The 23,619-nt window shown below is 50.4% G+C and carries 21 protein-coding genes; 14 read left to right on the forward strand and 7 right to left on the reverse strand.

Annotated features, from left to right (window positions below; genetic code table 11):
- The first annotated feature begins 32 nt into the window (after positions 1-32).
- Positions 33-644 carry a hypothetical protein gene (locus tag PGS38_RS07010; protein WP_022462174.1) on the forward strand — a complete coding sequence of 204 codons (612 nt, stop codon included), beginning with the start codon at positions 33-35 and terminating at the stop codon, positions 642-644.
- Between the two features lie 112 nt (positions 645-756).
- Here the strand turns inward: PGS38_RS07010 and PGS38_RS07015 are convergent, their stop codons facing one another.
- The gene (locus PGS38_RS07015) at positions 757-1,215 is read right to left on the reverse strand and encodes a DUF2798 domain-containing protein (protein WP_022462175.1); all 459 of its coding nucleotides are present in this window, start codon (positions 1,213-1,215) and stop codon (positions 757-759) included.
- A 359-nt stretch (positions 1,216-1,574) separates the two neighbouring features.
- Here PGS38_RS07015 and PGS38_RS07020 point away from each other — a divergent pair, with 359 nt between their 5' ends.
- Positions 1,575-2,399 (forward strand): TrmH family RNA methyltransferase, encoded by an 825-nt coding sequence (locus PGS38_RS07020; protein WP_118640080.1) that lies wholly within the window; start codon positions 1,575-1,577, stop codon positions 2,397-2,399.
- A gap of 91 nt (positions 2,400-2,490) precedes the next feature.
- Here PGS38_RS07020 and PGS38_RS07025 read toward each other — a convergent pair whose 3' ends face one another.
- A complete protein-coding gene (locus PGS38_RS07025; protein ID WP_158581750.1) occupies positions 2,491-3,366 on the reverse strand; it encodes an AraC family transcriptional regulator in 876 nt (291 codons plus the stop codon).
- Positions 3,367-3,572: 206 nt separating this feature from the next.
- On the opposite strand from PGS38_RS07025, the gene PGS38_RS07030 reads away from it, so the two are divergent.
- Positions 3,573-5,117 (forward strand): alpha-amylase family glycosyl hydrolase, encoded by a 1,545-nt coding sequence (locus PGS38_RS07030; RefSeq protein ID WP_117761016.1) that lies wholly within the window; start codon positions 3,573-3,575, stop codon positions 5,115-5,117.
- A gap of 58 nt (positions 5,118-5,175) precedes the next feature.
- Here the strand turns inward: PGS38_RS07030 and PGS38_RS07035 are convergent, their stop codons facing one another.
- A complete protein-coding gene (locus tag PGS38_RS07035; protein ID WP_119188542.1) occupies positions 5,176-7,227 on the reverse strand; it encodes a HelD family protein in 2,052 nt (683 codons plus the stop codon).
- Between the two features lie 136 nt (positions 7,228-7,363).
- On the opposite strand from PGS38_RS07035, the gene sigK reads away from it, so the two are divergent.
- The 11 genes from sigK to PGS38_RS07090 all read left to right on the forward strand — a co-directional run bounded on the left by sigK (position 7,364) and on the right by PGS38_RS07090 (position 20,188).
- A complete protein-coding gene (sigK, locus tag PGS38_RS07040; RefSeq protein ID WP_118640081.1) occupies positions 7,364-7,990 on the forward strand; it encodes an RNA polymerase sporulation sigma factor SigK in 627 nt (208 codons plus the stop codon).
- A gap of 195 nt (positions 7,991-8,185) precedes the next feature.
- Complete coding sequence (locus tag PGS38_RS07045; protein WP_118639968.1) at positions 8,186-9,709, forward strand: YifB family Mg chelatase-like AAA ATPase; 1,524 nt, start codon at positions 8,186-8,188, stop codon at positions 9,707-9,709.
- Between the two features lie 3 nt (positions 9,710-9,712).
- The gene (gene dprA / locus PGS38_RS07050) at positions 9,713-10,582 is read left to right on the forward strand and encodes a DNA-processing protein DprA (RefSeq protein ID WP_022462182.1); all 870 of its coding nucleotides are present in this window, start codon (positions 9,713-9,715) and stop codon (positions 10,580-10,582) included.
- Between the two features lie 367 nt (positions 10,583-10,949).
- Complete coding sequence (topA, locus tag PGS38_RS07055; protein WP_118639969.1) at positions 10,950-13,031, forward strand: type I DNA topoisomerase; 2,082 nt, start codon at positions 10,950-10,952, stop codon at positions 13,029-13,031.
- 260 nt (positions 13,032-13,291) lie between these two features.
- Positions 13,292-14,113, forward strand: a complete 822-nt coding sequence (gene codY, locus PGS38_RS07060) for a GTP-sensing pleiotropic transcriptional regulator CodY (protein WP_022462184.1) — start codon at positions 13,292-13,294, stop codon at positions 14,111-14,113.
- A gap of 347 nt (positions 14,114-14,460) precedes the next feature.
- Positions 14,461-14,745: a co-chaperone GroES gene (groES, locus tag PGS38_RS07065; protein WP_022462185.1), complete on the forward strand. Its 285-nt coding sequence runs from the start codon at positions 14,461-14,463 to the stop codon at positions 14,743-14,745.
- Positions 14,746-14,781: 36 nt separating this feature from the next.
- Positions 14,782-16,407, forward strand: coding sequence for a chaperonin GroEL (gene groL, locus PGS38_RS07070; RefSeq protein ID WP_022462186.1), 1,626 nt, complete (start codon positions 14,782-14,784; stop codon positions 16,405-16,407).
- A 268-nt stretch (positions 16,408-16,675) separates the two neighbouring features.
- A complete protein-coding gene (locus PGS38_RS07075; RefSeq protein ID WP_117509521.1) occupies positions 16,676-17,347 on the forward strand; it encodes a hypothetical protein in 672 nt (223 codons plus the stop codon).
- Complete coding sequence (locus PGS38_RS07080; RefSeq protein WP_022462188.1) at positions 17,340-17,849, forward strand: DUF6106 family protein; 510 nt, start codon at positions 17,340-17,342, stop codon at positions 17,847-17,849. The genes PGS38_RS07075 and PGS38_RS07080 overlap by 8 nt, the downstream gene beginning before the upstream one ends.
- 69 nt (positions 17,850-17,918) lie before the next feature.
- Positions 17,919-19,376, forward strand: coding sequence for an IMP dehydrogenase (gene guaB / locus PGS38_RS07085; RefSeq protein ID WP_117509520.1), 1,458 nt, complete (start codon positions 17,919-17,921; stop codon positions 19,374-19,376).
- 101 nt (positions 19,377-19,477) lie between these two features.
- Positions 19,478-20,188, forward strand: coding sequence for a peptidoglycan recognition protein family protein (locus PGS38_RS07090; RefSeq protein ID WP_022462190.1), 711 nt, complete (start codon positions 19,478-19,480; stop codon positions 20,186-20,188).
- 97 nt (positions 20,189-20,285) lie between these two features.
- Here PGS38_RS07090 and PGS38_RS07095 read toward each other — a convergent pair whose 3' ends face one another.
- Genes PGS38_RS07095 through PGS38_RS07110 form a run of 4 tightly spaced genes read right to left on the reverse strand, consistent with a single transcriptional unit; the run spans position 20,286 to position 23,419 of the window.
- The gene (locus PGS38_RS07095) at positions 20,286-20,810 is read right to left on the reverse strand and encodes a VanZ family protein (protein WP_118639970.1); all 525 of its coding nucleotides are present in this window, start codon (positions 20,808-20,810) and stop codon (positions 20,286-20,288) included.
- A gap of 43 nt (positions 20,811-20,853) precedes the next feature.
- A complete protein-coding gene (locus PGS38_RS07100) occupies positions 20,854-21,678 on the reverse strand; it encodes a metal ABC transporter permease (RefSeq protein WP_022462192.1) in 825 nt (274 codons plus the stop codon).
- Positions 21,675-22,382, reverse strand: coding sequence for a metal ABC transporter ATP-binding protein (locus tag PGS38_RS07105; RefSeq protein ID WP_022462193.1), 708 nt, complete (start codon positions 22,380-22,382; stop codon positions 21,675-21,677). Before PGS38_RS07105 ends, PGS38_RS07100 begins: the two co-directional genes overlap by 4 nt.
- The gene (locus PGS38_RS07110; protein WP_118640082.1) at positions 22,382-23,419 is read right to left on the reverse strand and encodes a metal ABC transporter substrate-binding protein; all 1,038 of its coding nucleotides are present in this window, start codon (positions 23,417-23,419) and stop codon (positions 22,382-22,384) included. Before PGS38_RS07110 ends, PGS38_RS07105 begins: the two co-directional genes overlap by 1 nt.
- Positions 23,420-23,619: the final 200 nt, after the last annotated feature.

The raw sequence follows: 23,619 nt of genomic DNA on the forward strand, positions 1-23,619 counted from the left end.
CGCTTCAAGGTGATACAAGGAGGAATTTTATTATGAGAAAAAAATTGGCAGTTCTTTTTCTTGGAGCAGCACTGACTGTATCCATGCTCGGCGCATGTGGCGGAAAGGATGCAGCGTCATCTTCTGCATCTGCAGTATCTGCGTCTTCTGCGGCAGACGCATCTTCCGCTTCTGTACAGGATGCATCTAAGGCAGAGAGCAGTACATCCACATCAGATGTTTCAGCAGAAAGCGCATCGGCAGCGGAGACTGCAGGAGAAAGCAGCGCATCAGAGCTGGAAGACGGTACGTATACGGCAGACTTCAATACAGACAGCAATATGTTCCATGTCAATGAAGCAAAAGAAGGAAAGGGTGTCCTGACGGTAAAAGACGGAAAAATGACCATCCACGTCAGCCTGGTATCCAAAAACATTGTCAATGTCTTTGTGGGAACAAAAGAAGAAGCACAGGCAGACGGCGCAGAGCTGATCGAGCCGACCACAGATGAGGTAACGTATTCTGACGGAACCACAGATGAAGTGTACGGCTTTGATATCCCGGTAGAAAAACTGGACGAGGATTTCAATGTTGCGATCATTGGTAAAAAAGGAACCTGGTATGATCATGTAGTCAGCGTATCCAATCCGGTACCGCAGGAGTAATCCCGGAAGAAAACAAAAGATATCCACAGAAGGCGAACCATTTTGCACCGTCTGTCCACAGAAATTGTGGAAAGAGAGGGGAAAAGCGGTTCGCCTTTGTGGATATCTTTTCTTATTTTTCCGGAAACAGTTTGCGGAACAGAAAACGGATGAAGGGTCCGCAGTACATGAGCTGCCAGAAGAAGGCAACCGGGAAGTTTAAAAACGTGGTCTGGAGCCAGACAGCAACGAATTCCTTTCCGGCATTTTTAAACAGCAGCGTTGCAATAAAACTCATAATCGGACACATAATAGCAATAATCATAATGGAAATTGCCAGCGTGATTACGATCGGACGATCCTGCGGTGTTACCATGCAAAAAGCTAATTTGTGAGCCAGATGATCCACGAGGAAAAACTCGAGGATAAAAGCGGCCGGCCACATGATTATCATCTCGTGAAACGCCATCAGAAAGACCTGATTTGTCATTCCGCCGATGTTCATGGAAATGTTGTAGCAGATCATGGCATAGACCATCAGAAAGGACATCATGAGGGTAAATACAACGTTTTGAAATTTTGTTTTTGGCATCGATTGTTCTCCTTTTCTTTGCAATTTTGAAAAATGGGCGCAAAAAAGACACATGTGTTGTTCGTTAACCAAGCAATGCACTTGTGCCGTTTCCAATCTGATACCAATCTTTTCTGCAGTTTTTAATTTTGAACCGTCGATTATTATAACGTCTCTGGCGGCGTTTGGCAAGAGGAAATTGAGAAATTTTTAAAAAAGACAGATAAACAAGAAAATTCGATGCGTGCTGGAAGCACGGTTTGGCGAATGGTGCGGGGAACGGCACCGGCGGGAAAAAGAATGGATTGCGAAACGGGAGCGGGATTGCTACAATAGAACATAGTGAAAACAAAGAGAAAACGCAAAAGGAAATCAATATTATGTCAGAGATCAGAAAAATCGAAAACTTTGCGGCGCCGGAGCTCGACGTGTATGCGCGTCTTTCAGAACCGCAGTTATTGCACTATTATGAACCGCAGCCAGGCCTTTTTCTTGCGGAGAGTCCGCGTGTCATCGAGCGTGCGCTGGATGTCGGATATGAACCGGTTTCGTTCCTTGCCGGAAGCGCAGAGCTTGCCGCAAACGAAGCACTCTTTGCGCACTGCCCGGACGCGCCGGTCTATACAGCAGAGACGAAGGTGCTGGAACAGCTCACAGGCTTTGCCCTCACGCGCGGCATGCTCTGCGCGATGCACCGCCGCACGCTTCCGGCTATGGAGGAAATCTGCCGGAATGCCCGCCGCGTGGCGATTCTGGAAAATGTCGTGAACCCGACGAATGTCGGTGCGATTTTCCGTTCTGCCGCCGCGCTTGGCATCGATGCCGTGCTTCTCACATCAGGCTGCAGCAACCCGCTGTACCGCCGCGCCATCCGCGTGAGCATGGGAAATGTCTTCCAGGTCCCATGGACCGTGCTGCCAGGCGGCAGTTACTGGCCGGAGCAGGGAATTGCTGCACTGCAGGAACTTGGATTTTATACCGTTGCGATGGCATTAAAAGAAGACTCCGTTCCGATGGATGATCCGTCGTTGAAAACGCATGAAAAGCTCGCCATTCTGCTCGGAACCGAGGGTGACGGACTGGCAAGTGATACGATCGCTGAAACAGATGCAACCGTGCTGATTCCGATGACACACGGTGTGGATTCACTGAACGTCGCTGCGGCGAGCGCTGTCGCATTCTGGGAGCTGGCGGGAAGAAGATAAAGATGTTCCGTCGGTACCGGAGATTACGGAATAAAAATAGGATCAGAGATAGATTTTCGGGATGCATATTTTGATGCATCCCTTTTTGAATTTATGAATTTTGAAATTCCTTCCGATACATCTGCGGCGTACATCCCACTTTGCTTCGGAACTGCCGGTTGAAGTTGGAAAGGTTGCGGAAACCATTGTCGTACGCGATTTCGGACACACTCTGCGTCGTACTGCGCAGCGCCTCGCAGGCGGCTTTGATCCGAAACTGTGTCAGATATTCAACGGCCCCGAGTCCGAAGGTCTGCTTAAAACAGCTCATAAAATAGCTTTTGCTCAAATGCGACAGCCTGGCAAGTTCCTCTATGGTAATCGGGTCGGCGAAGTGCTCCTGGATATAGGCGAGCACAGGCCGCAGGTTTTCAGCAGCCGCAGGCATGGCGGGACGATCGGTGCAGAGTTCCGGCGATGCGGCGAGCAGATAGAAGAAGCGGAGCAGCTCACTTTTCAGCAGAAGATCGGAGACAGCAGAGTTTTCAAGGATGCAGCGGAAAATCTGCTGGACGGATGCAGAAAGTGCAGCATAACTGGAATGTTCGGGTGAAATCGGTGCCTGGATGCGGCGCCGGGCGGAGAAAAACGGCTGCAGAATTTCCGTGTAGCTGCGGTCGTCATACCCGCCGATCAGCATATTCTTGTGGAAAACAATCGTATCATAAAACATCGACTCCTGCTCGGCGGGCAGAATGGCATGTACGAGGTTCGGCTGAATCAGAAAAATATCACCGGTATGCGCCGTAAGCAGACGGTCCTCATACTGAAAATACCCCGTTCCGCGTTTGATATAATTCAGCTCCATCTCCCCGTGCCAGTGCAGCGGTACGCCGGGAAAATAGTCGAGTATCCGGCAGTCATAATAACTGTAGGGAACCTGCATGGAGCCGTGCTGGCGTTTTTCTTTCGCAGCAGAAAGCATCATAAAATCCTCCTCCAAAAAGCATGTCCGTAAAATGCCGGAAATGGCAGAGCGCGGCATGCATAAAATCATAGAATAGTATTAGAATGAAATAGGAAATTACTGGTATTTCAGCGGATACAGTAGTAATATATCATATAGAAACACTTGCTGCAACGACGAAAATACAGCAGAAATAAGAGCGAAAGAGCGAAAGAGGGAAAGAAAAAATGTCAAAATGGTTAGATAACGCAGTATTTTATGAGATTTACCCGCAGTCCTTCAACGACACCAACGCCGACGGAATCGGAGATTTCCAGGGTATCATTGAAAAATTAGACTACATCAAGGAGCTGGGCTGCAACGCCATCTGGATCAACCCGTGCTTCCTGTCCCCATTTGGTGATGCAGGATACGATGTCGCAGATTACTGCCGCGTTGCACCGCGCTACGGAACGAATGAGGATCTGAAGAGAGTTTTCGAAGAGGCACACAAACGTGACATGCACGTTCTGCTCGACCTGGTTCCGGGCCATACATCTGTTGAGCATCCATGGTTCAAAGAATCCATGAAAGCAGACCGCAATGAATTTACAGACCGCTACGTATGGACCAATAACGTATGGGAAGCACCGGAAGGAATGGGAAGCCTGCGCGGCATTTCCGAGCGTGACGGCGCCTGCGCCATCAACTTCTTCTCCAACCAGCCGGCCCTGAACTACGGCTTTTATCAGCCGGATCCGGAAAAACCGTGGCAGCAGTCCTTTGATGATGAGGGACCGCAGGCAACGCTGGCAGCGATGGAAGATGTCATGAGATTCTGGCTGAACATGGGCTGCGACGGCTTCCGTGTCGATATGGCGGGCTCCCTGGTAAAGAACGATCAGGAAGGCAAAGGAACCATCCGCCTGTGGCAGCAGGTACGGAAATTCCTCGACGCCGAGTTCCCGGATGCAGCCATGGTATCCGAGTGGGGCGAGCCGGACAAATCCTTACAGGGCGGCTTCCACATGGACTTCCTGCTTCACTTTGGACCGTCCCATTACAACGATCTGTTCCGCTGCGATGAGCCATTCTTCTCCAAACGCGGAAAAGGAGATATCTCTGAGTTTGTAGAGACCTACAAAACCAACTACAATAAGACCGCACAGAAAGGCCTGATCTGCATCCCGTCCGGAAACCATGATATGGACCGTCTGGCACGCCGTCTGCAGGGGGATGAGCTGAAAATTGCTTTCGCTTTCCTTCTTTCCATGCCAGGTGCGCCGTTCATCTACTACGGTGATGAAATCGGTATGCGCTACGTCGAAGGCCTGAAATCCGTTGAGGGCGGATACAACCGCACCGGTTCCCGTTCTCCGATGCAGTGGGATGACAGCACCAACGCAGGATTTTCCAGCGCACCGGCCAGCGACCTCTACATCACCATGGATCCGGGCAAAGACCGTCCGACTGCAAAAGCACAGATGGCCGATCCGGATTCCCTGTACCACGAAGTTAAAAAACTCATCCAGATCCGCCAGAGCAGCAAAGCACTCTTAAGCCGCGGAACCATCGAGTTCGTTTATGCAGAGAAAAACCAGTATCCGCTGGCATACGTCCGTGAGGCTGAGGGTGAAAAAGTCCTCGTCATCATCAACCCATCCGACAAAGAGCAGTCCTTCCCATACAGTGCAGAGCTGAAGGATGCCCTCTACACGATCGGAGGAAAAGCAGAATCCAAAGACGGAACCATCACCATCCCGGCACAGTCCGCAGGATTCTATCATATCTGATCGAAAATAAAAATGACAGGGAGATCCAATCGAATTTTTTCGGAGGATCTCCCTGTTTTTAAATATGATACACTCTCAGCTCATGCAATGCCCTGGTCGCTGCAATATACTGCGCCTGCATCATTATCTCCCGTTTCTCGTCCTTCGGGAAAATCGAGAACACCTGATCAAACTCCAGCCCTTTCGCCAGATAAAATGTGGTAACCGTCAGTCCTTTCTTAAAACTGGAGCTGTCACGGTTCAGCCAAGAAAGCCGCTTCTCACAGTCAAAATCTTTTTCCGACAGAATCTCCCGCAAAATCAAATAAGTCCGTTCCGCCGTCTTCTCATCCGGTACAATCACCGCCGCTGTCTCATACGTTTTCTCATCTGGAAACAGTGTATCCACTGCCTCCCGCAGAGCCGCCTCAAGATCCGTGACATCCCGTTCCAACACCGGCATTCCGTGCCGTTCAAACAGCTCCAGATCCGTCACGCCAATGAGATTTGCCGCATACGACGCAATTTCCACCGTATTCCGGTAACTCTTCCGCATCTCAATCCGCCGCAGATCCTTCCCGAAAATCCCCGGTAAAAACTGCAGTACATCCTGCTGCTGATCCGCCATCGTCTGCGCCCGGTCGCCGAGAATCGTCATCTTACAGGAAAACATCCGCCGGATAATCAGATACTGGAGCCGCGAATAATCCTGCATTTCATCAATCACCAGATGCTTAATATTCGACCGCTCCGCCTGCCGCGACAGGCGGTACTTCAGATACAGAACCGGATACACATCCTCATACCGCAGTTTCCGCTTCTCCAACGGCCGCCGCGGCAGCGTCTGATATCCCTCTTTCTTCAGAAAACGATTGTAGAGAACATAAAAATCCATCGTCCCATACATCTTCCGGAATTTTTCGATGAGCGGAATCCGCTCCTCCTCCGGCAGATCCCGGTTCAGCAGCGTCTCGATCTCGTCAATAAACGTCTCCGCCACCGCATCCATCCGCGAGAGCAGCGGAATATCCGCAAACTTGTCATAAAACAGCGTAATAATCTCCGATTCTGACTTCACAAACGACTTATACGAAACGTCTGAGAAATTCATCAGCTCGTCCTCAAGCTCCAGCGCAAATCCCTCCATCTGGTCCACAAACGCCTGCGACTGTTTTAAAGCAAACCGTTCTGCGGCTTTTGGATCCCGCATCTCCCGCTCAATCTGATCACAGCGATCCTCACAGTCCGCCGCCGTGTCCTGTAATTTGCGGTAAGCAAAGAGATCAAAACTCATCTCCTGAATATTCTCCTCACCGAGCTCCGGCAGAATATGTGAAATATAATCCGAAAATACCCCGTTCGGCGATAAAATCAGAATATTCGAAGACTTCAGATTCTGTCTGTCATGATACAAAAGGTAGGCAATCCGATGCAGCGCCACCGATGTCTTGCCGCTTCCCGCCGCTCCCTGAATTACCAGAATCCGGTCCTTCGTATTGCGGATGATCGCATTCTGTTCCTTCTGAATTGTGCGGATAATATTCTTCAGCTGTACCTCGCCGTTGCTGCCAAGCTCCGCCTTTAAAATATCATCATCAATTTTCACATCACTCTCAAATCCGTAAATCATCTTTCCATCCCGGATCTTATACTGCCACTTGGAACAGATTTCCCCTGTCATCTCGCCGCCCGGCGCCAGATAGGAAGCCGGCCCGCGGTCAAAATCGTAGAAAAGACCGCTGACCGGGCTTCTCCAGTCGTAAATCAGCGGCAGCTCGCCCGGCCGCTCCGCAAAATTGCCGATGCCGATATAGAAAATTTCCGGCTCATCATCCCCGTCATAGCAGAAATCCACACGCCCGAAGAACGGAGAATCCAGCATTTTCCGGAAGCGGCTCCGCAGAAGAAGCTGCTCCTGATTCGCATTCACCTGATGCAGCAGCGCCTGCTGATTGTCGTAATCCTCATATCCGTACTGGTCCATCTCGGTATAGTTCTGCCAGTAATAATCGTGCATATTTTCAATTTCTTTCTGTCCGTCCAGCAGAGACTGACTGATCTCGGCAAGACGCGCCTGCAGCTTTTCCAGCACAAAAGAAAGATATTCCTGTCCGTTTTTCTGGTCTGTCATAAAAGGAAACCTCCTCTTAAAAATATAATGTCGAGTGCCGGAAAACCCGGCTGATCTTATCAGTATAGCAGACAGGCACGTTTCCTGCAATTCAAACATAAAATAAAGAAAAATCCCCTTTGAGGTGCCGCTTTTCTTGGAACCCTTTTTAAAACCACTGTCTGCACAGGAAGAAAAAAGCTGTCTGGATGCGTATCAGAGGGGCGATACAAAAGCCAGAGACATTCTGGTCGAGCGGAATCTGCGCCTGGTCGCGCACGTTGTGAAAAAGTATCAGGGCCTGCCCGATGATCTCGACGATCTGATTTCCATTGGAACGATCGGCCTCATCAAGGCGGTGATGACATATGATCCGAAAAAAGGAAACCGGCTGGCCGCATACGCCGCCCGCTGTATTGATAATGAGCTGCTGATGTATCTTCGGAGCAAAAAGAAAACGGCACGGGAGATTTCCCTCTACGAGCCGATCGGAACCGACAAGGAGGGAAATGAGATCCATCTGCTCGACATCGTGGAGGGCGGCGGGGAGGATATCGCGGAACAGTACAACCGGAAAGAGGACGCGGTGCGGCTGTACTGTTATCTGGATTCGGAATTAAAAGAGCAGGAAAAACAGGTGCTTCTTCTCCGGTACGGCCTTGGCGGAAAAGCAGAATACACACAGAAACAGGTCGCTGCCCGGCTCGGCATCAGCCGTTCGTACGTGTCGCGGATCGAGAAGAATGCAATTGAAAAGTTGCGGTTACGGTTTGCCGCTTCGTAAATGCTTGACATTTCAAACGGACTGCTTCTATAATAAAGGGTAAGGAAATCAGGTGCAGAAAAGGTTTCCTTATCCTTACTTTTTCGAACAAAAATCAAAGATAATATCTTCCCGGTGTTCTTGCCGGACATTTTCCCAAAATGAAAAATAAATAGGAACTATACGACCTGCTACTGAAAGAAAAGGAGGTTTTCTTTGTATTGCAGTGTATTATCAGCCACCGTCTCGGGCATGGAGATGATTCCGGTGCAGGTGGAGGCGGATGTCAGTGACGGCATGCCGCAGTTTACGATGGTCGGCTACGTGAGTGCCCAGGTAAAGGAGGCGCAGGACCGCGTGCGGACAGCCCTCAAAAACATGGGAATTTCCCTGCCGCCGAAACGAATTACGATTAATTTATCCCCGGCGGACGTCCGAAAAGAAGGATCGCGTTTCGATCTTCCGATTGCAGCGGGCGTTCTGATGACGCTCGGCCGGATTCCGCCCGGGTCACTCCGGAAAACGATGGTGCTCGGCGAACTCGGCCTTGACGGCCATGTGCAGGAGATCAGCGGTGTATTTCCGGCAGCGGCGAAGGCGCGGGAGCTTGGATGCACAACGCTTCTTGTTCCAGCCGGAAATGCCGCGGAAGGGGGTCTGGTCGGCGGGCTTCACGTCGTTGGAATCCAGAATTTACAGGAGCTTTTGAACTACTGCTGTGAAGGGAAAATGCCGTCGCTTCCGTCTATAGAAAATCAAAAGAAGGAGGACGGAAAAGAGCCGGACTTTTCCGAAGTGCAGGGCCAGACGGCGGCGCGGCGGGCGGCGCTTATCGCTGCGGCCGGATTTCACAATCTGCTGATGCTGGGGCCGCCGGGCAGCGGAAAATCCATGATCGCAAGGCGGATTCCGACGATCATGCCTCCGATGTCTGAGGAGGAGCAGATGGAAGTAACGCGGATCTACAGCATCGCCGGAATGCTTGCCAAAGGAGAGGGTGTCCGCCGGGAGCGGCCCTTCCGTGCTCCGCATCACACGATGTCGCCGCAGGCTCTTGCAGGCGGCGGAAAACAGCCGTCCCCGGGCGAAATTACGCTGGCACACCGCGGCGTTCTCTTCCTTGATGAACTCCCGGAGATGACGCGCGCAACCATTGAGATCCTGCGCCAGCCGCTCGAGGAGCACCGGATTGTGATTTCCCGTGTCAGCGGAAACTATGTGTTTCCGGCGTCATTTCTGATGGTGGCGGCAATGAACCCCTGCCCCTGCGGCTTTTACCCCGACTTATCGCGCTGTACCTGCGCACCCGGCGACATCAGCCGGTATCTCTCGAGAGTCAGCCAGCCGTTCCTCGACCGCATGGATCTCTGCGTGCAGGTGGAAGCACTTTCCTACGAGGATCTGCACGGCGAGGAGCGGTGCGAATCCTCGGCCAAGATGCGGGAAAAAGCGACGGCAGCGGCGGAAATTCAGGCGGCGCGCTACCGGCAGGAGTCGATTCATTTCAATAGCGAACTGAAAGCAGGCCAGATCGAGAAATACTGTATCCTGGAAAAGGCAGCGGAAGAGCTTTTAGAGGATGCCTTCCGCCGCCTGCGCCTCAGCGCGCGTTCCTACCACGGAATTATCCGCACCGCGCGGACAATTGCGGATCTGGACGGGGCGGTCAAAATCGGCGTGCCGCATATCAGCGAGGCGATCTGCTTTCGGAGCGCCGACAAAAGTATATGGAGGATCTGACATATGGCGATGGAAATCTTTACAGTCGGCCGCGGGCAGGAGGGCTATCCGGAGCGGCTTATGCCGTTCGCGGACATGCCGTCCCGCCTTTTTGTGCGGGGCGCGCTGCCGGCGGATGAGCAGAAAACAGCGGCGATTGTGGGCGCGCGGATATGTACGGCGTACGGAAAGAGCCAGGCGGCCTTTTTCGCGCAGGTGCTGGCGGCAAACGGCGTGGCGGTGATCAGCGGACTGGCGTGCGGAATCGACGCGGCGGCGCACGAGGGGGCACTGCGCGGAAAGGGAAAGACGTTTGCCGTGCTTGGCTGCGGCGTGGATATCTGCTATCCGAAACAGAATTACCCGCTGATGCGGCGGATGCTGGAAAACGGAGGCGGTGTCTTAAGCGAATTTCCGCCGGGCGCAGAGCCGCTTCCGTGGCATTTCCCGATCCGCAACCGCGTGATCAGTGCGCTGGCAGATGTCGTTCTGGTAATTGAGGCAAAAGAGAAGAGCGGCTCGCTCATTACGGCGGACTACGCGCTGGAGCAGGGAAAAACGGTATTTGCCCTGCCCGGACGGACAACGGATGCGACAAGCCGCGGCTGCAACCGCCTGATTGCGCAGGGAGCGGAAATTGCGATTTCACCCGAAACGATTCTCGAGGAGCTGGGCGTGAAAAAGGCCGGGACAAAAAGAGCCGCACCGCGTCCGCGCTATGGAAAAGAGGCGGAAATGGTTCTGAAAACACTCGCGGCAGAACCGCAGAATCTTGCACAGCTTGCCGGCAGCACCGGAATCCCGCTGCAGGAGCTGACCGGCATTCTGCTGGCACTCGAAATTGACGGCGTTATTGCGGAAAATCCGCCGGGCGTGTACATGGCGTTATCGTAAAAGGGACGAGGAAAAGAAAGGTTTTGTGATATTCCGCCCAGTGTACAATTATAATAGAAGAAAAAGAAAAAAGGGGGCTCTTCTGCGCCGCGTGCATGTCTGAAAAAGGAAAAAGAAAAGAAAAAAATCAGGAAAAATCGTTAAAAAATAGAAAAAATCCTGTTATTTTGTCGGGAAACATCGAAAAATGGTACATTTTAAAAATGGAAAACACTTGCAAGAAAAAACTTTTTGGTGTATAGTCAGTGGAAGTTACGACTAATTTAGGAATTATTCTGGAATTTGTAATGATGCAGAACTATGCGATATGAAAAACGCAATATAGATCTGGACAGTTATAAAAATATGTATTCAGGAGGCATCAGAGGTGGCAAAATATCTTGTAATAGTGGAATCACCGGCAAAAGTCAAGACGGTGAAAAAGTATCTCGGGGCAAATTACGAAGTTGCAGCATCTATGGGCCATGTGCGCGATCTGCCGAAAAGCCGGCTTGGAATTGATGTAGAACATGACTTTGAACCAAAATATATCACCATCCGCGGAAAAGGAGAGCTTCTGGCATCTCTTCGAAAAGCCGCAAAAAAAGCAGATAAAGTTTATCTCGCAACTGACCCTGACCGCGAGGGAGAGGCAATTTCCTGGCATCTGTCGATTGCGCTGAATCTCGATGAGAACAAGATGCGCCGCATCACCTTCAACGAGATCACAAAATCAGCAGTCAAAGCGTCGATCAAACAGGCACGCGACATCGATATGAACCTGGTGGACGAGCAGCAGGCGCGCCGCTGCCTCGACCGTATGGTAGGTTATGAAATCAGCCCATTGTTATGGAAGAAAATCAAACGCGGACTTTCCGCCGGCCGTGTGCAGTCCGTTGCACTGCGCATCATCGGCGACCGCGAGGATGAGATCAATGCGTTCATTCCGAAAGAATACTGGACACTGGAAGCAGATCTGAAAATTCCAGGCGAGAAGAAACCGCTCGTTGCAAAATTCCACGGCAAAGGCAGTGAAAAGATGGTGATCGAGACGAAAGAGCAGCTCGATGAAATCTTAAAGGGACTGGAAAATGAGACCTTTACCGTATCCGAAGTGAAAAAAGGAGAGCGTTCCAAGAAAGCGCCGCTTCCGTTCACCACGAGTACCCTGCAGCAGGAAGCATCGAAGGTGCTGAATTTCTCCACACAGAAGACGATGCGTCTGGCGCAGCAGCTCTACGAGGGCGTGGAAGTAAAAGGAAAGGGAACGATCGCTCTGATTTCCTATCTGCGTACCGATTCTACACGAATCAGCGAGGAGGCCGATGCGGCAGCACGTTCCTTTATCCAGGAGCAGTACGGCACAAAATATACCGCAAGCGGGGACACGACGGAGAATAAAAACAGCAAGGCACAGGATGCGCACGAGGCCATCCGTCCGACCGATGTGACGAATACACCGGTAATGGTAAAAGAATCCCTGCCAAGAGATCTGTTCCGCCTGTATCAGCTGATCTGGAAACGCTTTGTGGCAAGCCGCATGCAGCCGGCCGTCTATGAGACAATTTCCGCACGGATCAATGCAGGAGAGTATCTCTTTACAGCAGCTTCCTCCCGTCTGGCATTTGATGGTTTCATGTCCGTTTACACCGATCCGGATGAGGAAAAGAAAGAGAAAAACGCCGCTGTCCGGAGCCTGGAGGCAGGAACGGAGCTGGCACTGGAAAAGATGGATCCGCAGCAGCACTTCACACAGCCGCCGGCACACTACACCGAGGCTTCCCTTGTCAAAACACTCGAGGAACTCGGCATCGGCCGTCCAAGTACGTACGCGCCGACCATCACAACGATCATCAACCGCCGTTACGTGGCAAAGGAGAACAAGAACCTTTACATGACAGAGCTCGGCGAGGTGGTCAACAACATGATGAAAGAGGCATTCCCGAGCATCGTGGATGTCAACTTTACGGCAACGATGGAAGCTCTGCTCGACAGGGTTGGAGATGGAAGTGTTCCGTGGAAGACAGTAGTCGAGAACTTCTGGCCGGATCTCTATGAGGCGGTCACAGAGGCAGAAAAGAACCTCGAAGAAGTTAAGGTAGAGGATGAGGTGACGGATGTCATCTGCGAGAACTGCGGCCGCAACATGGTGGTCAAATACGGCCCGCACGGAAAATTCCTCGCCTGCCCGGGATTCCCGGACTGCAAGAACACGAAGCCGTATCTGGAAAAGATCGGTGTTCCGTGTCCGAAGTGCGGAAAAGAAGTGATCCTGCGCAAGACGAAAAAAGGACGGAAATATTATGGATGCGAAAACAATCCGGAATGCGATTTCATGTCCTGGCAGAAACCGTCTGCCAAGAAATGCCCGCAGTGCGGCGGCTATATGCTGGAAAAAGGCAATAAGCTGGTCTGCGCGGACGAGCAGTGCGGCTATGTAGAAGCACGCGAAAAGAAAGACGAAGACTGAGAATGACAAAGCGGTCTGTACTGGTGAAAAACTGGTGCAGGCCGTTTTTTTTGCTTATCGAGGCGGAAAAACAGGAAGATCCGAAAAAATTTAGCATGAATTTTTATAAAATTTATAGTTTTCTGAAAAATATATTGATTTCCGGAAAACTACATGATAGAATGAGCTTAGTTTTAAGGGTTGTCTGAAAAAGGCATCAGTGTGCATTTTTTTCGGCGGATACGCCAAAAAAATGCAGAAAATAAAGAAAGGAGAAGAACATGAGCGTACAACTGCTGGATAAAACCAGAAAAATCAACAAACTGCTTCATAACAATCACTCCACGAAGGTCGTGTTCAACGATATCTGTGAAGTCCTGATGGAAACGTTAAGTTCCAATATCCTGGTGATCAGTAAAAAAGGAAAAGTGCTGGGCATCAGCCTTTGCCCGGGCGTGGAAGAAATTACGGAGCTGATCGAGGATAAGGTGGGCGGTTATGTCGATGCCGCATTAAACGAGCGTCTCCTCGGCGTACTCTCCACAAAAGAGAACGTCAATTTACAGACCCTCGGCTTTGAGCGGCCTGGTGTAGAGCGCTACACCGCAATTATCTGCCCGATCGAGATCGCCGGAGAACGCCTTGGTACCGTATTTATGTACCGCTGCACCCCGCAGTACGATATCGACGATATCATCGTCAGTGAGTACGGCACAACCGTTGTCGGACTGGAAATGATGCGTTCCGTCAACGAGGAAAATGTGGAGGAAAACCGCAAGGTTCAGGTGGTTAAATCCGCATTCAACACGTTGTCCTTCTCCGAACTGGAAGCCATCATCCATATCTTTGATGAACTGAACGGGGATGAGGGCATTCTGGTTGCAAGCAAAATTGCAGACCGCGTCGGCATCACAAGATCCGTCATCGTAAATGCCCTCCGCAAATTCGAGAGCGCAGGCGTCATCGAGTCCCGTTCCAGCGGTATGAAGGGAACGTATATCAAGGTATTAAATGATTATATCTTTGATGAACTCGACGAGATCAAAGCAAGAAAGAACCTGAAAGGAAAGGGCGATGCCCATCCGGACGAGGCGAAAAAATAAAAAAGTGGAATGTAGAAAAGAATCGGAGCCGTTTAAGAATGGCGCCGTTTCTTTTTGTGCAAAAAAGCATTCGGGGAGCGGAAAAAAATGGTATCATTCCCGTTTTTAGGAATAAACTATAATTAGATTCTAAAGAGAGTATAAAATATGAAAAAGTTGCCAAAATAAGAAAAAACGAGAAAATAAGAGAAATTAAGAGCTATCACGAGAAAAAAAAAGAGAATTACAAAATTCATGCATTTGCGAAATGAGGTGGAAAACACTATAGTAAGAACCATCAAGTAGCACTCGAATGAACTGAGTGCTAATAAATAAAACTGAATGAAATCTTGAAGGAGGAAACATAAATGAAGTTAGTACCTTTAGGTGACAGAGTTGTATTAAAAGAGTTAAAAGCAGAGGAAACCACAAAATCCGGTATCGTACTTCCGGGACAGGCACAGGAGAAACCGCAGCAGGCTGAGGTTATCGCAGTAGGACCTGGAAAAGTAGAAGACGGCAAAGAAGTAAAAATGGAAGTTGCAGTCGGAGATCAGGTAATCTATTCCAAATATGCAGGAACCAACGTCAAACTGGAAGACGAAGAGTACATCATCGTAAAACAGGATGACATTCTGGCAGTTGTAAAATAAAGAATAATCAAGTAAAAATCAGGAGGCATGACAATCATGGCAAAAGAGATTAAATATGGAGCAGAGGCAAGAAACGCTCTTCAGAATGGTGTAAACCAGCTTGCAGATACCGTACGTGTAACCCTTGGACCGAAAGGAAGAAACGTTGTTCTGGACAAACAGTACGGCGCTCCGCTCATCACAAACGATGGTGTTACGATTGCAAAAGAGATCGAGCTGGCAGACGGCTTTGAAAACATGGGCGCACAGCTCATCAAAGAAGTTGCTGCAAAGACCAACGACGTAGCAGGTGATGGTACCACAACCGCAACCGTTCTGGCACAGGCTATGGTAAACGAAGGAATGAAAAACCTGGCAGCAGGTGCGAACCCGATCGTTCTTCGTAAGGGAATGAAGAAAGCAACCGATAAAGCTGTTCAGATCCTTGCAGAGATGAGCCAGCCGGTAGCAGGCAAAGAGCAGATTGCAAAAGTTGCAGCTGTTTCTTCCGGAAGCGAAGAAGTAGGCCAGATGGTAGCTGATGCTATGGAAAAAGTTTCCAAAGACGGCGTTATCACCATCGAGGAGTCTAAGACCATGCAGAACGAGCTGGAGCTGGTAGAAGGTATGCAGTTCGACCGTGGATATATCTCCGCTTACATGTGCACCGATATGGAGAAAATGGAAGCCGTTCTCGACAATCCATATATCCTGATTACCGATAAGAAACTGTCCAACATTCAGGAAGTTCTTCCGCTGCTGGAGCAGATCGTACAGAGCGGCGCAAGACTGCTGATCATCGCTGAGGATGTAGAGGGCGAGGCTCTCCAGACACTCGTGATCAACAAACTGCGCGGAACCTTCAACGTAGTAGCTGTCAAAGCACCGGGATACGGCGACAGAAGAAAAGCAATGCTCGAGGATATCGCAATCCTGACCGGCGGCCAGGTGATCTCCGAGGAAGTTGGTCTGGAATTAAAAGACGCTACTCTGGAAATGCTCGGACGTGCAAAATCTGTTAAAGTTCAGAAAGAGAACACCGTTATCGTTGACGGTGCCGGCGCAAAAGATGCCATCGCAGCAAGAATCGGCCAGATCAGATCCCAGATCGAGGAGACCACTTCTGAGTTCGATAAAGAGAAACTGCAGGAGAGACTGGCAAAAATGGCAGGCGGCGTAGCTGTTATCCGTGTAGGTGCAGCAACCGAGACCGAGATGAAAGAAGAAAAACTCCGTATGGAGGATGCTTTAAATGCAACGAGAGCAGCCGTAGAAGAGGGTATCATCGCAGGCGGCGGTTCTGCATACATCCATGTAACAACACAGCTTGCAGAGCTGATTGACAGCTTGGACGGCGACGAGAAGATCGGTGCAAGAATCGTACAGAAAGCACTTGAGGCTCCTCTGTTCCACATCGTAACAAACGCAGGTCTGGAAGGCGCTGTTGTTATCAACAAAGTAAAAGAGTCCAAAGTAGGTGTTGGATTTGATGCATACAACGAAGAGTATGTAGACATGATCCAGGCTGGTATCCTTGATCCGGTTAAGGTTACCAGAAGCGCACTGCAGAACGCTACCAGCGTTTCCGCAACCCTTCTGACCACCGAGTCCGTAGTTTCCACCATCAAAGAGCCGGCTCCGGCTATGCCGGCAGGCGCAGACGGCGGAATGGGAATGATGTAATTTCCGGGATAAAAATGTCTGGTAAAACAAAATAAGAAAACCGGCTGGCAAAGACCGTAGCGGAACATGGGTTCCGAAGTCCTGTCTTTGCCGGCCGATTTTTTAGTGGAAAGTTTTTCTTCCATTTCGCATGGCCCTGAATCGTTACAAAAAATTTCAGAAAGTTTTCATGCTTTCGCCGGGCGGCGTATATGGACGCTTCCGGCGTTTTATGCTATACTGATTTGTAGGATGTTGGGGGAAATACAACAAAGGAGAAGAAACACACATGGCAAGTCGTTATGAATCCGACATGACAAGGAAGGAGAAGATGCAGCTCGAAAAAGAGAAGCTGTCGAAAATGAATTTTAAAGAGAAACTGGCCTATATCTGGGAATACTACAAGGCTGTCATTTTCGGCATCATCGCTGTTATCTTCATCATCGGCACGATTGTGAATATCCATGAAAATGCGAAGTATTATGACCTCGTGAGCATTGCCGTAGTGGATTACGCAGGACTGCAGGATGTAAGTCCGATCGAGGAGGACCTAAAAGAAGCGCTCGGAACCGGAGATAAGTACGAAAAGGTAAGCATCGATACAAGCTACAGCTTCGGTGAAAACCTGGAAAACGCGGATTACAACACGCTGATGAAATTCACAGCCGTGATTGCCGCACAGAGCATGGATGTTCTGATCTGTTCACAGGCCGTGTACGACAACTACAGCAAAGACGATTATTTTCTGGATCTGTCCACACTGTTTGACGAAGCGACGTGTGAGAAGTACGGGATAAAGGCGGGAGATACCTGCCTCGACATTTCCAAATTGAAAAAGTACCAGGATATGGGCCTTACGTACTATGAGCCGTGTTATCTGACCGTGTTGGTCAATACAAAGAACGCGGACAATGCAGCAAAACTGATCGAATATCTTGAGGAGGATGGAGTAAATGAGTGATCTGTACACAGAAGTGCTGGTGAAAAAACAGCAGACAGGAAAAGACAAGGCGATCAAAGGAGTTCTGATCTTCTTTACCGTTCTTTTTGCAGCCGCAGGAATTATGATGAATCCGCTGATTCTGCTTCTTGCGCTGGTACTTGGAATCGTAGACTATATTTTTATCCCGAAGCTTTCGGTAGAGTTTGAGTATCTGTACGTCAACGGCGAGCTCGATATCGACCGTATCTATTCGCAGTCAAGAAGAAAAAGAGCCGCAAGCTATGAGCTTTCCAACATGGAAATCCTGGCTCCGTACCAGTCCCATCAGCTTGATTCCTACAAAAACAACCAGAGTATCAAACGTTACAACTATTCCTCCGGAATCGAAGGACAGGGTCACAAACCGTATGCATTTGTTATTTCAAAAGACAACACAATGCAGATGGTCATCTTCGAGCCGGATGAGGTGATGTTAAAGGATATCCGCAACCGCGCACCAAGAAAAGTATTTATGGATTGACAGCGTTTTCGTTTTTTGTTAAACTAGGTGATAAATCAAAAAGACTTAAGAAGAAAGGAAGATAAGAAAATGGGTACAATTATTGGTGATGGTATTACCTTCGATGATGTGCTTCTGGTTCCGCAGTATTCTGAAGTAACCCCAAACATGGTAGATCTGACTACGCATCTGACCAAGAAGATCAAGCTGAACATCCCGATGATGAGCGCCGGCATGGATACGGTTACAGAACACCGTATGGCAATTGCCATGGCACGTCAGGGAGGAATCGGTATTATTCACAAGAATATGTCGATTGAGCAGCAGGCAGAAGAAGTAGATAAAGTAAAACGTTCTGAGAACGGTGTTATCACCGATCCGTTTTATCTGTCTCCGGAGCACACTCTGGAAGATGCCAATAATCTGATGGCAAAATTCCGTATTTCCGGTGTCCCGATTACCGAGAACGGAAAACTGGTTGGTATTATTACAAACCGTGATCTGAAGTTTGAAACTGATTTCACCAAGAAAATCAAAGAGTCCATGACCAGCGAAAACCTGATCACTGCAAAAGTAGGCGTTACGCTGGACGAGGCAAAAGCAATCCTTGCAAAATCCAGAAAAGAAAAACTTCCGATTGTCGATGACGATTTCAACCTCAAAGGTCTGATCACTATCAAAGATATCGAGAAAACCATCAAGTACCCATTGTCCGCCAAGGATGAGCAGGGACGTCTGCTCTGCGGTGCCGCAGTCGGCATCACGGCAAACGTGCTCGATCGTGTCGATGCGCTGGTAAAAGCACACGTAGACGTGATCGTCATCGACTCCGCTCACGGACATTCCGCAAATATCTTCAAAACACTTCGCCTCATCAAAGAGCATTATCCGGATCTGCAGGTAATCGCCGGAAACGTGGCAACCGCAGAGGCAACAAGAGACCTGATCGCAGCCGGAGCAGACGCTGTTAAAGTCGGTATCGGACCTGGTTCTATCTGTACGACCCGTGTCGTTGCAGGTATCGGTGTACCGCAGGTCACAGCCGTTATGGACTGCTATGAGGAAGCAAAGAAGACCGGAACTCCGATCATCGCCGACGGCGGTATCAAGTACTCCGGAGACATGACAAAAGCTATCGCAGCCGGTGCCAATGTCTGCATGATGGGAAGCATCTTCGCAGGATGCGATGAGAGCCCGGGAGATTTCGAACTGTTCCAGGGAAGAAAATACAAAGTATACCGTGGAATGGGATCCATCGCAGCCATGGAGAACGGAAGCAAAGACCGTTACTTCCAGACCGGCGCCAAGAAACTGGTTCCGGAAGGTGTGGAAGGCCGTGTAGCATACAAAGGCCTCGTAGAGGATACTGTATTCCAGCTGATCGGCGGACTTCGTTCCGGTATGGGCTACTGCGGAGCGAAAGATGTTGAGACCTTAAAGGAGACCGGAAAATTTGTGAAGATTTCCGCAGCATCCTTAAAAGAGTCCCATCCGCATGATATCCACATCACCAAAGAGGCTCCGAACTACAGCGTGGACGATAAATAAGAATAAAAAGTCGCAAAAGGCAGAAGGGGGAAAGGGCAGAAACTTTTCAGCTTCTGCCTTTTCAAATGAGGGGGCGCTTATTTGCAGCGGGGAGAGAACATATGGCACAGAAGAGACGGGGAAAAATGACAAGAAAACAGAGGCAGCGCCAGCTTCACCGCAGAATGTTTCTGACGGGAGTTCTGGTGGTGCTGATCTGCGTCGGCATTTACAGCGGCATCCGCCGTGTGGCAAAAACGGCAAGTGATATCACGGCCGTTGACTATTCCGGTTCTGATTATGAGGACAACGATATCACCGATTGGACCGGCGCTCCGCCGATTGATGTGGAGCTTCTGACGCCGAACAGCTGGTCCAGACCGCAGACGAGGCTGAAAAAGGTGGACGGTATCGTTATTCACTACACCGCAAACCCGGGAAGCACGGCGATGCAGAACCGTGATTACTTTGAAAACCTGCCTGAGACGCAGGAGGCGCAGGCCAGCAGCCATTTCGTCGTCGGCATCGAGGGAGAAGTCGTTCAGTGTATCCCGACGAGTGAATGGTCGTATGCATCGAACCAGCGTAATTTCGATACGATCTCGATTGAATGCTGCCACCCGGATGACAGCGGTGAATTTACCGATGAGACATACAATTCTGTGGTCCAGCTCGCCGGTTTCTTATGCAAGCGGTTCAATCTGACTTCGGACGATGTGATCCGTCACTATGATGTAACCGAAAAGCTCTGCCCTCTGTACTACGTGGAGCATGAGGATGCCTGGATTCAGATGAAGGCAGATATTCAGGCGTATGCGGATTCACTTTCCTAAGAGCTGTTTTTAAGAAAAATGAAAAAATCCCCGTTGGGAAAATCAGTTTCAGGAGAAATGATTTTTCCAACGGGGATTTTTCTGTTATCCAATATTTTTAGTAATAGTAGCGCCGTCTGCGCCGCTTTCTTTTTTTCGTATTTCCGCCGAGTGCAATCCAGCAGAACAGCCGTACAAACGTGATGCCGAAGAGAACGCCGATGCTGTCGATGCCGACGTCCTTTACCGACGGGCCGCGGTTGGCGACCGTCGTCTGGTGGAATTCATCGCTCGCGGCAAAGGCGACACAGAGGATGCCGGCAAGAAACGTGAGCGCGAAGCCGCGCAGGCCGTAGACGTAGAGCGGAAGCGAAACACAGATTGCAAGCAGACAGTACTCTGTCATATGAGCCAGCTTCCGCACCGGGTACTGATACTCGTCAGCCAGTTCCTGGATCTTCTCATCATCCCATCCGCGGTCCATGACGTGGTCGATCGTGATGAAAATGCTGCGCGCCACTTTTTCACTGAGCTGTGAGGATTCCGTTCCGTTCTGGGAAGAGAAGGAGAAAATCAGCGACATCATCAGAATCGCCGGGATGAAGGAAAACGGTTTTAACAGTGCAATTACAATTCGATTCATAAAATACCTCCAGTAAAACAAAGCAGGTCAGATCGGAAACTTTTTATGCGGTATGCTCGCGGATTCTGGCAATCGCAGAAAAGATCAGGAATGCCAGCAGGTTCACGATTACGACCGTCGCTCCGGCAGGGGAGGACAGGAAAAACGAGAGGGACATGCCAAGAAGGAAGCACACCACCGAGAGAACCGCGGAGCAGATCACCACGCTCTGGAAGGTATGGCAGAGACGCATCGAGGTCAGTGCCGGGAAAATCAGCAGGCTGGAGATCAGAAGCGCGCCCATCATGCGCATGCCGAGGACGGTGGTGATGGCGGTTAAGAATGCCAGCAGCATGTTGTAAACCTCTGCGCGGACACCGGTTGCTTTGGCAAATGTCTCGTCGAAAGTGACGGCAAAAATACGGTTGTAATACAGGACGAACAGGATCAGCACGACGATGGAGAGCACCACGGAGAGAACAACGTCCTCATCACTCATCGCAAGGATGCTTCCGAACATGTAGTTGTTGACATCGGTGTTCATGCCGCTCGACCACGAAACCGTGATGACACCGATCGCAAGCGCAGAGCTTGAAATCAGGCCGATGGCGGCGTCGCCTTTGATCTTGCTGGATTCGTTCATGCGGAGCAGCAGAAAGGCGGCAAGCACGACGACAGGGATTGTGAAGGCAAGCGGAGCAAAACCGAGTGCCGCTGCAATTGCAAGAGAGCCGAATCCGACATGGGAGAGGCCGTCGCCGATCATGGAGTAGCGCTTTAACACGAGGCTGACGCCAAGCAGTGCGGCACACAAAGAGACGAGAATGCCGACCACAAGGGCACGCTGCATAAACGGATAAGAAAGCATTTTCAGCAGATTTGAAATCATAAGTCAGCACCTCCTAAAAACTGTTTTCCCGCCTCGGTTTTCAGATACTCGTCCATCGGACCGAAGAAGACCTGCTTCTGGTCGAGCTGGAGAATGTGCGTTGCGTCCGGCAGAATATTGCGGATATCGTGGGAAACCATGATGATCGTAACGTTCTGCTCGCGGTTGATGCGGCGGATGAGCTGGTACATTTCGTTTGTCATGACCGGGTCAAGGCCAGTGACCGGCTCATCGAGGAGCAGCAGTTTCTTTGTGGCGCAAAGCGCACGAGCGAGAAGCACACGCTGCTGCTGGCCGCCGGAGAGATCACGGTAGCATCGTTTCTTTAATGGAAGGAGGTCGAGAAGCTCCATATTGCGGAGCGCGTCCTCTTTGTCTGCCTTTGTGTAAAACGGCGGGAAATGCGGGTGGTTCTGCCGGCCGGACAGCACGACTTCCCAGACGCTCGCCGGGAAATCCTTTTGTGCGGCGGTCTGCTGCGGCAGATAGCCGATCTCGCTTGGATGAAGCCCGTCGCCGGTTGTGATCGAGCCGGTGGACGGATTTTTTAAGTGAAGCAGTCCCTTGACCAGAGTACTTTTTCCGGAACCGTTCTCGCCCACAATACAGAGGTAGGAGCCGGCTTCCAGGGCAAAGTTGACATCGGTCAGGACCGGGATGCCCTCGTAGGAGAAGGTGACATCACTGCAGGTAAGTAGAGCCATTAGTTCAGAGCCTCCTTTAGTGCGGCGACATTCTGTTCCATCAGGGAAAGATACGTGGCGCCGTTTTCGAAATCATCTTTGGATACGTTGTGACAGGAGTGAAGCAGCAGCTTTTTCGCGCCGGTCGCCTCACAGATGCAGTCCGTCATTTTTTCGTTGGACAGCTCGGTGTGGAAGACGACAGGAATCTGCTCTTCGTTGATCTTGTCAATTAAAAAAGAAAGTGTTTTGGCACTCGCCTCGGATTCCGAGGAGCAGCCGGGGAATGCCGCGTAATAGTCGAGGCCGTAGGCGTCCGCGAAATAGCGGAACGGAAAACGGTCGCCGAAAACGATGGTGTGGCGGCTGGCATTCGCTGTGACATCGGAAAATTCCTCATCGAGGGAGGTAAGCGAAGCGAGGTATGAAGCAGTGTTTGCCTGATAATCGTCCGCGTTTTCCGGGTCGAGGCGGCAGAGCGCATCGCAGAGCTTCTGGACAATCCGCATTGCATTTTTCGGTGAAGTCCAGACGTGCTCGTCCTGTTCGCCGTGGGATTCGTCTTCGTGATCGTGGGAATCCTCGTCGTGATCGTGGGAATCCTCGTCGTGGTCCGTATCCTCGTCCTCATGATCGTGTGCGTGGCCGTGGGTCTCCATTCCCTCGACCGTTTCCTCGGCAACGGTGTCGACGCAGTCCATCAGCGTGACGACTTCTTTGTTCGAGGTATCGACGGAATCGAGAATCGTTTCCACCCAGGCATCGGAATCGCCGCCGACGTAGGCGAAGAGATCGCATTCGGAAACTGTGATCATATCGCCCGGTGTCGGCTCAAATGAGTGGCTTTCTGCGCCCGGGGAAAGCAGCATGTGGAGATCGAGGTGATCGCCGCCGATGGCACGCAGAAAATCGTACTGCGGAAAAATGGTCGCCACGGCGGAGAGTTTTTCGTTCTCTGTGGAATCCGCCGTTTCCTTTGCGGAACCTGCGCAGCCCGTCAGAAGAAGGAGCGCAGGAAGGAGGAGAAGGCGTAAATGTTTTCTGGAAAAAAACGTCATGATACTCCTTTCTGAAAGAAAATACGGAAGCATTGTGAAAAAGCTCCGTATCAGACCGTTCAGTAACAAATGCCGCAGGAGTGGGAAGCGGCAGACGGAGAGTGTAACCCTCCGAAAAAAGATCAGTTACCATCATATAGCAGGGGTGATTCATTTGTCAAGGAAAGACACAAAAAGCTGCGTCCGCCAGAAGCGGGGAA

The sequence above is a fragment of the Fusicatenibacter saccharivorans genome, assembly GCF_027667425.1.
Classification (GTDB): domain Bacteria; phylum Bacillota; class Clostridia; order Lachnospirales; family Lachnospiraceae; genus Fusicatenibacter; species Fusicatenibacter saccharivorans.

What these genes read in the sequence shown, in the direction of transcription:
- PGS38_RS07010 (WP_022462174.1), top strand. Translation starts at nt 33, where the DNA reads ATGAGAAAAAAATTGGCAGTTCTTTTTCTTGGAGCAGCACTGACTGTA.
- PGS38_RS07015 (WP_022462175.1), bottom strand. Translation starts at nt 1,215, where the DNA reads ATGCCAAAAACAAAATTTCAAAACGTTGTATTTACCCTCATGATGTCC.
- PGS38_RS07020 (WP_118640080.1), top strand. Translation starts at nt 1,575, where the DNA reads ATGTCAGAGATCAGAAAAATCGAAAACTTTGCGGCGCCGGAGCTCGAC.
- PGS38_RS07025 (WP_158581750.1), bottom strand. Translation starts at nt 3,366, where the DNA reads ATGATGCTTTCTGCTGCGAAAGAAAAACGCCAGCACGGCTCCATGCAG.
- PGS38_RS07030 (WP_117761016.1), top strand. Translation starts at nt 3,573, where the DNA reads ATGTCAAAATGGTTAGATAACGCAGTATTTTATGAGATTTACCCGCAG.
- PGS38_RS07035 (WP_119188542.1), bottom strand. Translation starts at nt 7,227, where the DNA reads ATGACAGACCAGAAAAACGGACAGGAATATCTTTCTTTTGTGCTGGAA.
- dprA (WP_022462182.1), top strand. Translation starts at nt 9,713, where the DNA reads ATGGCGATGGAAATCTTTACAGTCGGCCGCGGGCAGGAGGGCTATCCG.
- codY (WP_022462184.1), top strand. Translation starts at nt 13,292, where the DNA reads ATGAGCGTACAACTGCTGGATAAAACCAGAAAAATCAACAAACTGCTT.
- groES (WP_022462185.1), top strand. Translation starts at nt 14,461, where the DNA reads ATGAAGTTAGTACCTTTAGGTGACAGAGTTGTATTAAAAGAGTTAAAA.
- groL (WP_022462186.1), top strand. Translation starts at nt 14,782, where the DNA reads ATGGCAAAAGAGATTAAATATGGAGCAGAGGCAAGAAACGCTCTTCAG.
- PGS38_RS07075 (WP_117509521.1), top strand. Translation starts at nt 16,676, where the DNA reads ATGGCAAGTCGTTATGAATCCGACATGACAAGGAAGGAGAAGATGCAG.
- PGS38_RS07080 (WP_022462188.1), top strand. Translation starts at nt 17,340, where the DNA reads ATGAGTGATCTGTACACAGAAGTGCTGGTGAAAAAACAGCAGACAGGA.
- guaB (WP_117509520.1), top strand. Translation starts at nt 17,919, where the DNA reads ATGGGTACAATTATTGGTGATGGTATTACCTTCGATGATGTGCTTCTG.
- PGS38_RS07090 (WP_022462190.1), top strand. Translation starts at nt 19,478, where the DNA reads ATGGCACAGAAGAGACGGGGAAAAATGACAAGAAAACAGAGGCAGCGC.
- PGS38_RS07095 (WP_118639970.1), bottom strand. Translation starts at nt 20,810, where the DNA reads ATGAATCGAATTGTAATTGCACTGTTAAAACCGTTTTCCTTCATCCCG.
- PGS38_RS07100 (WP_022462192.1), bottom strand. Translation starts at nt 21,678, where the DNA reads ATGATTTCAAATCTGCTGAAAATGCTTTCTTATCCGTTTATGCAGCGT.
- PGS38_RS07105 (WP_022462193.1), bottom strand. Translation starts at nt 22,382, where the DNA reads ATGGCTCTACTTACCTGCAGTGATGTCACCTTCTCCTACGAGGGCATC.
- PGS38_RS07110 (WP_118640082.1), bottom strand. Translation starts at nt 23,419, where the DNA reads ATGACGTTTTTTTCCAGAAAACATTTACGCCTTCTCCTCCTTCCTGCG.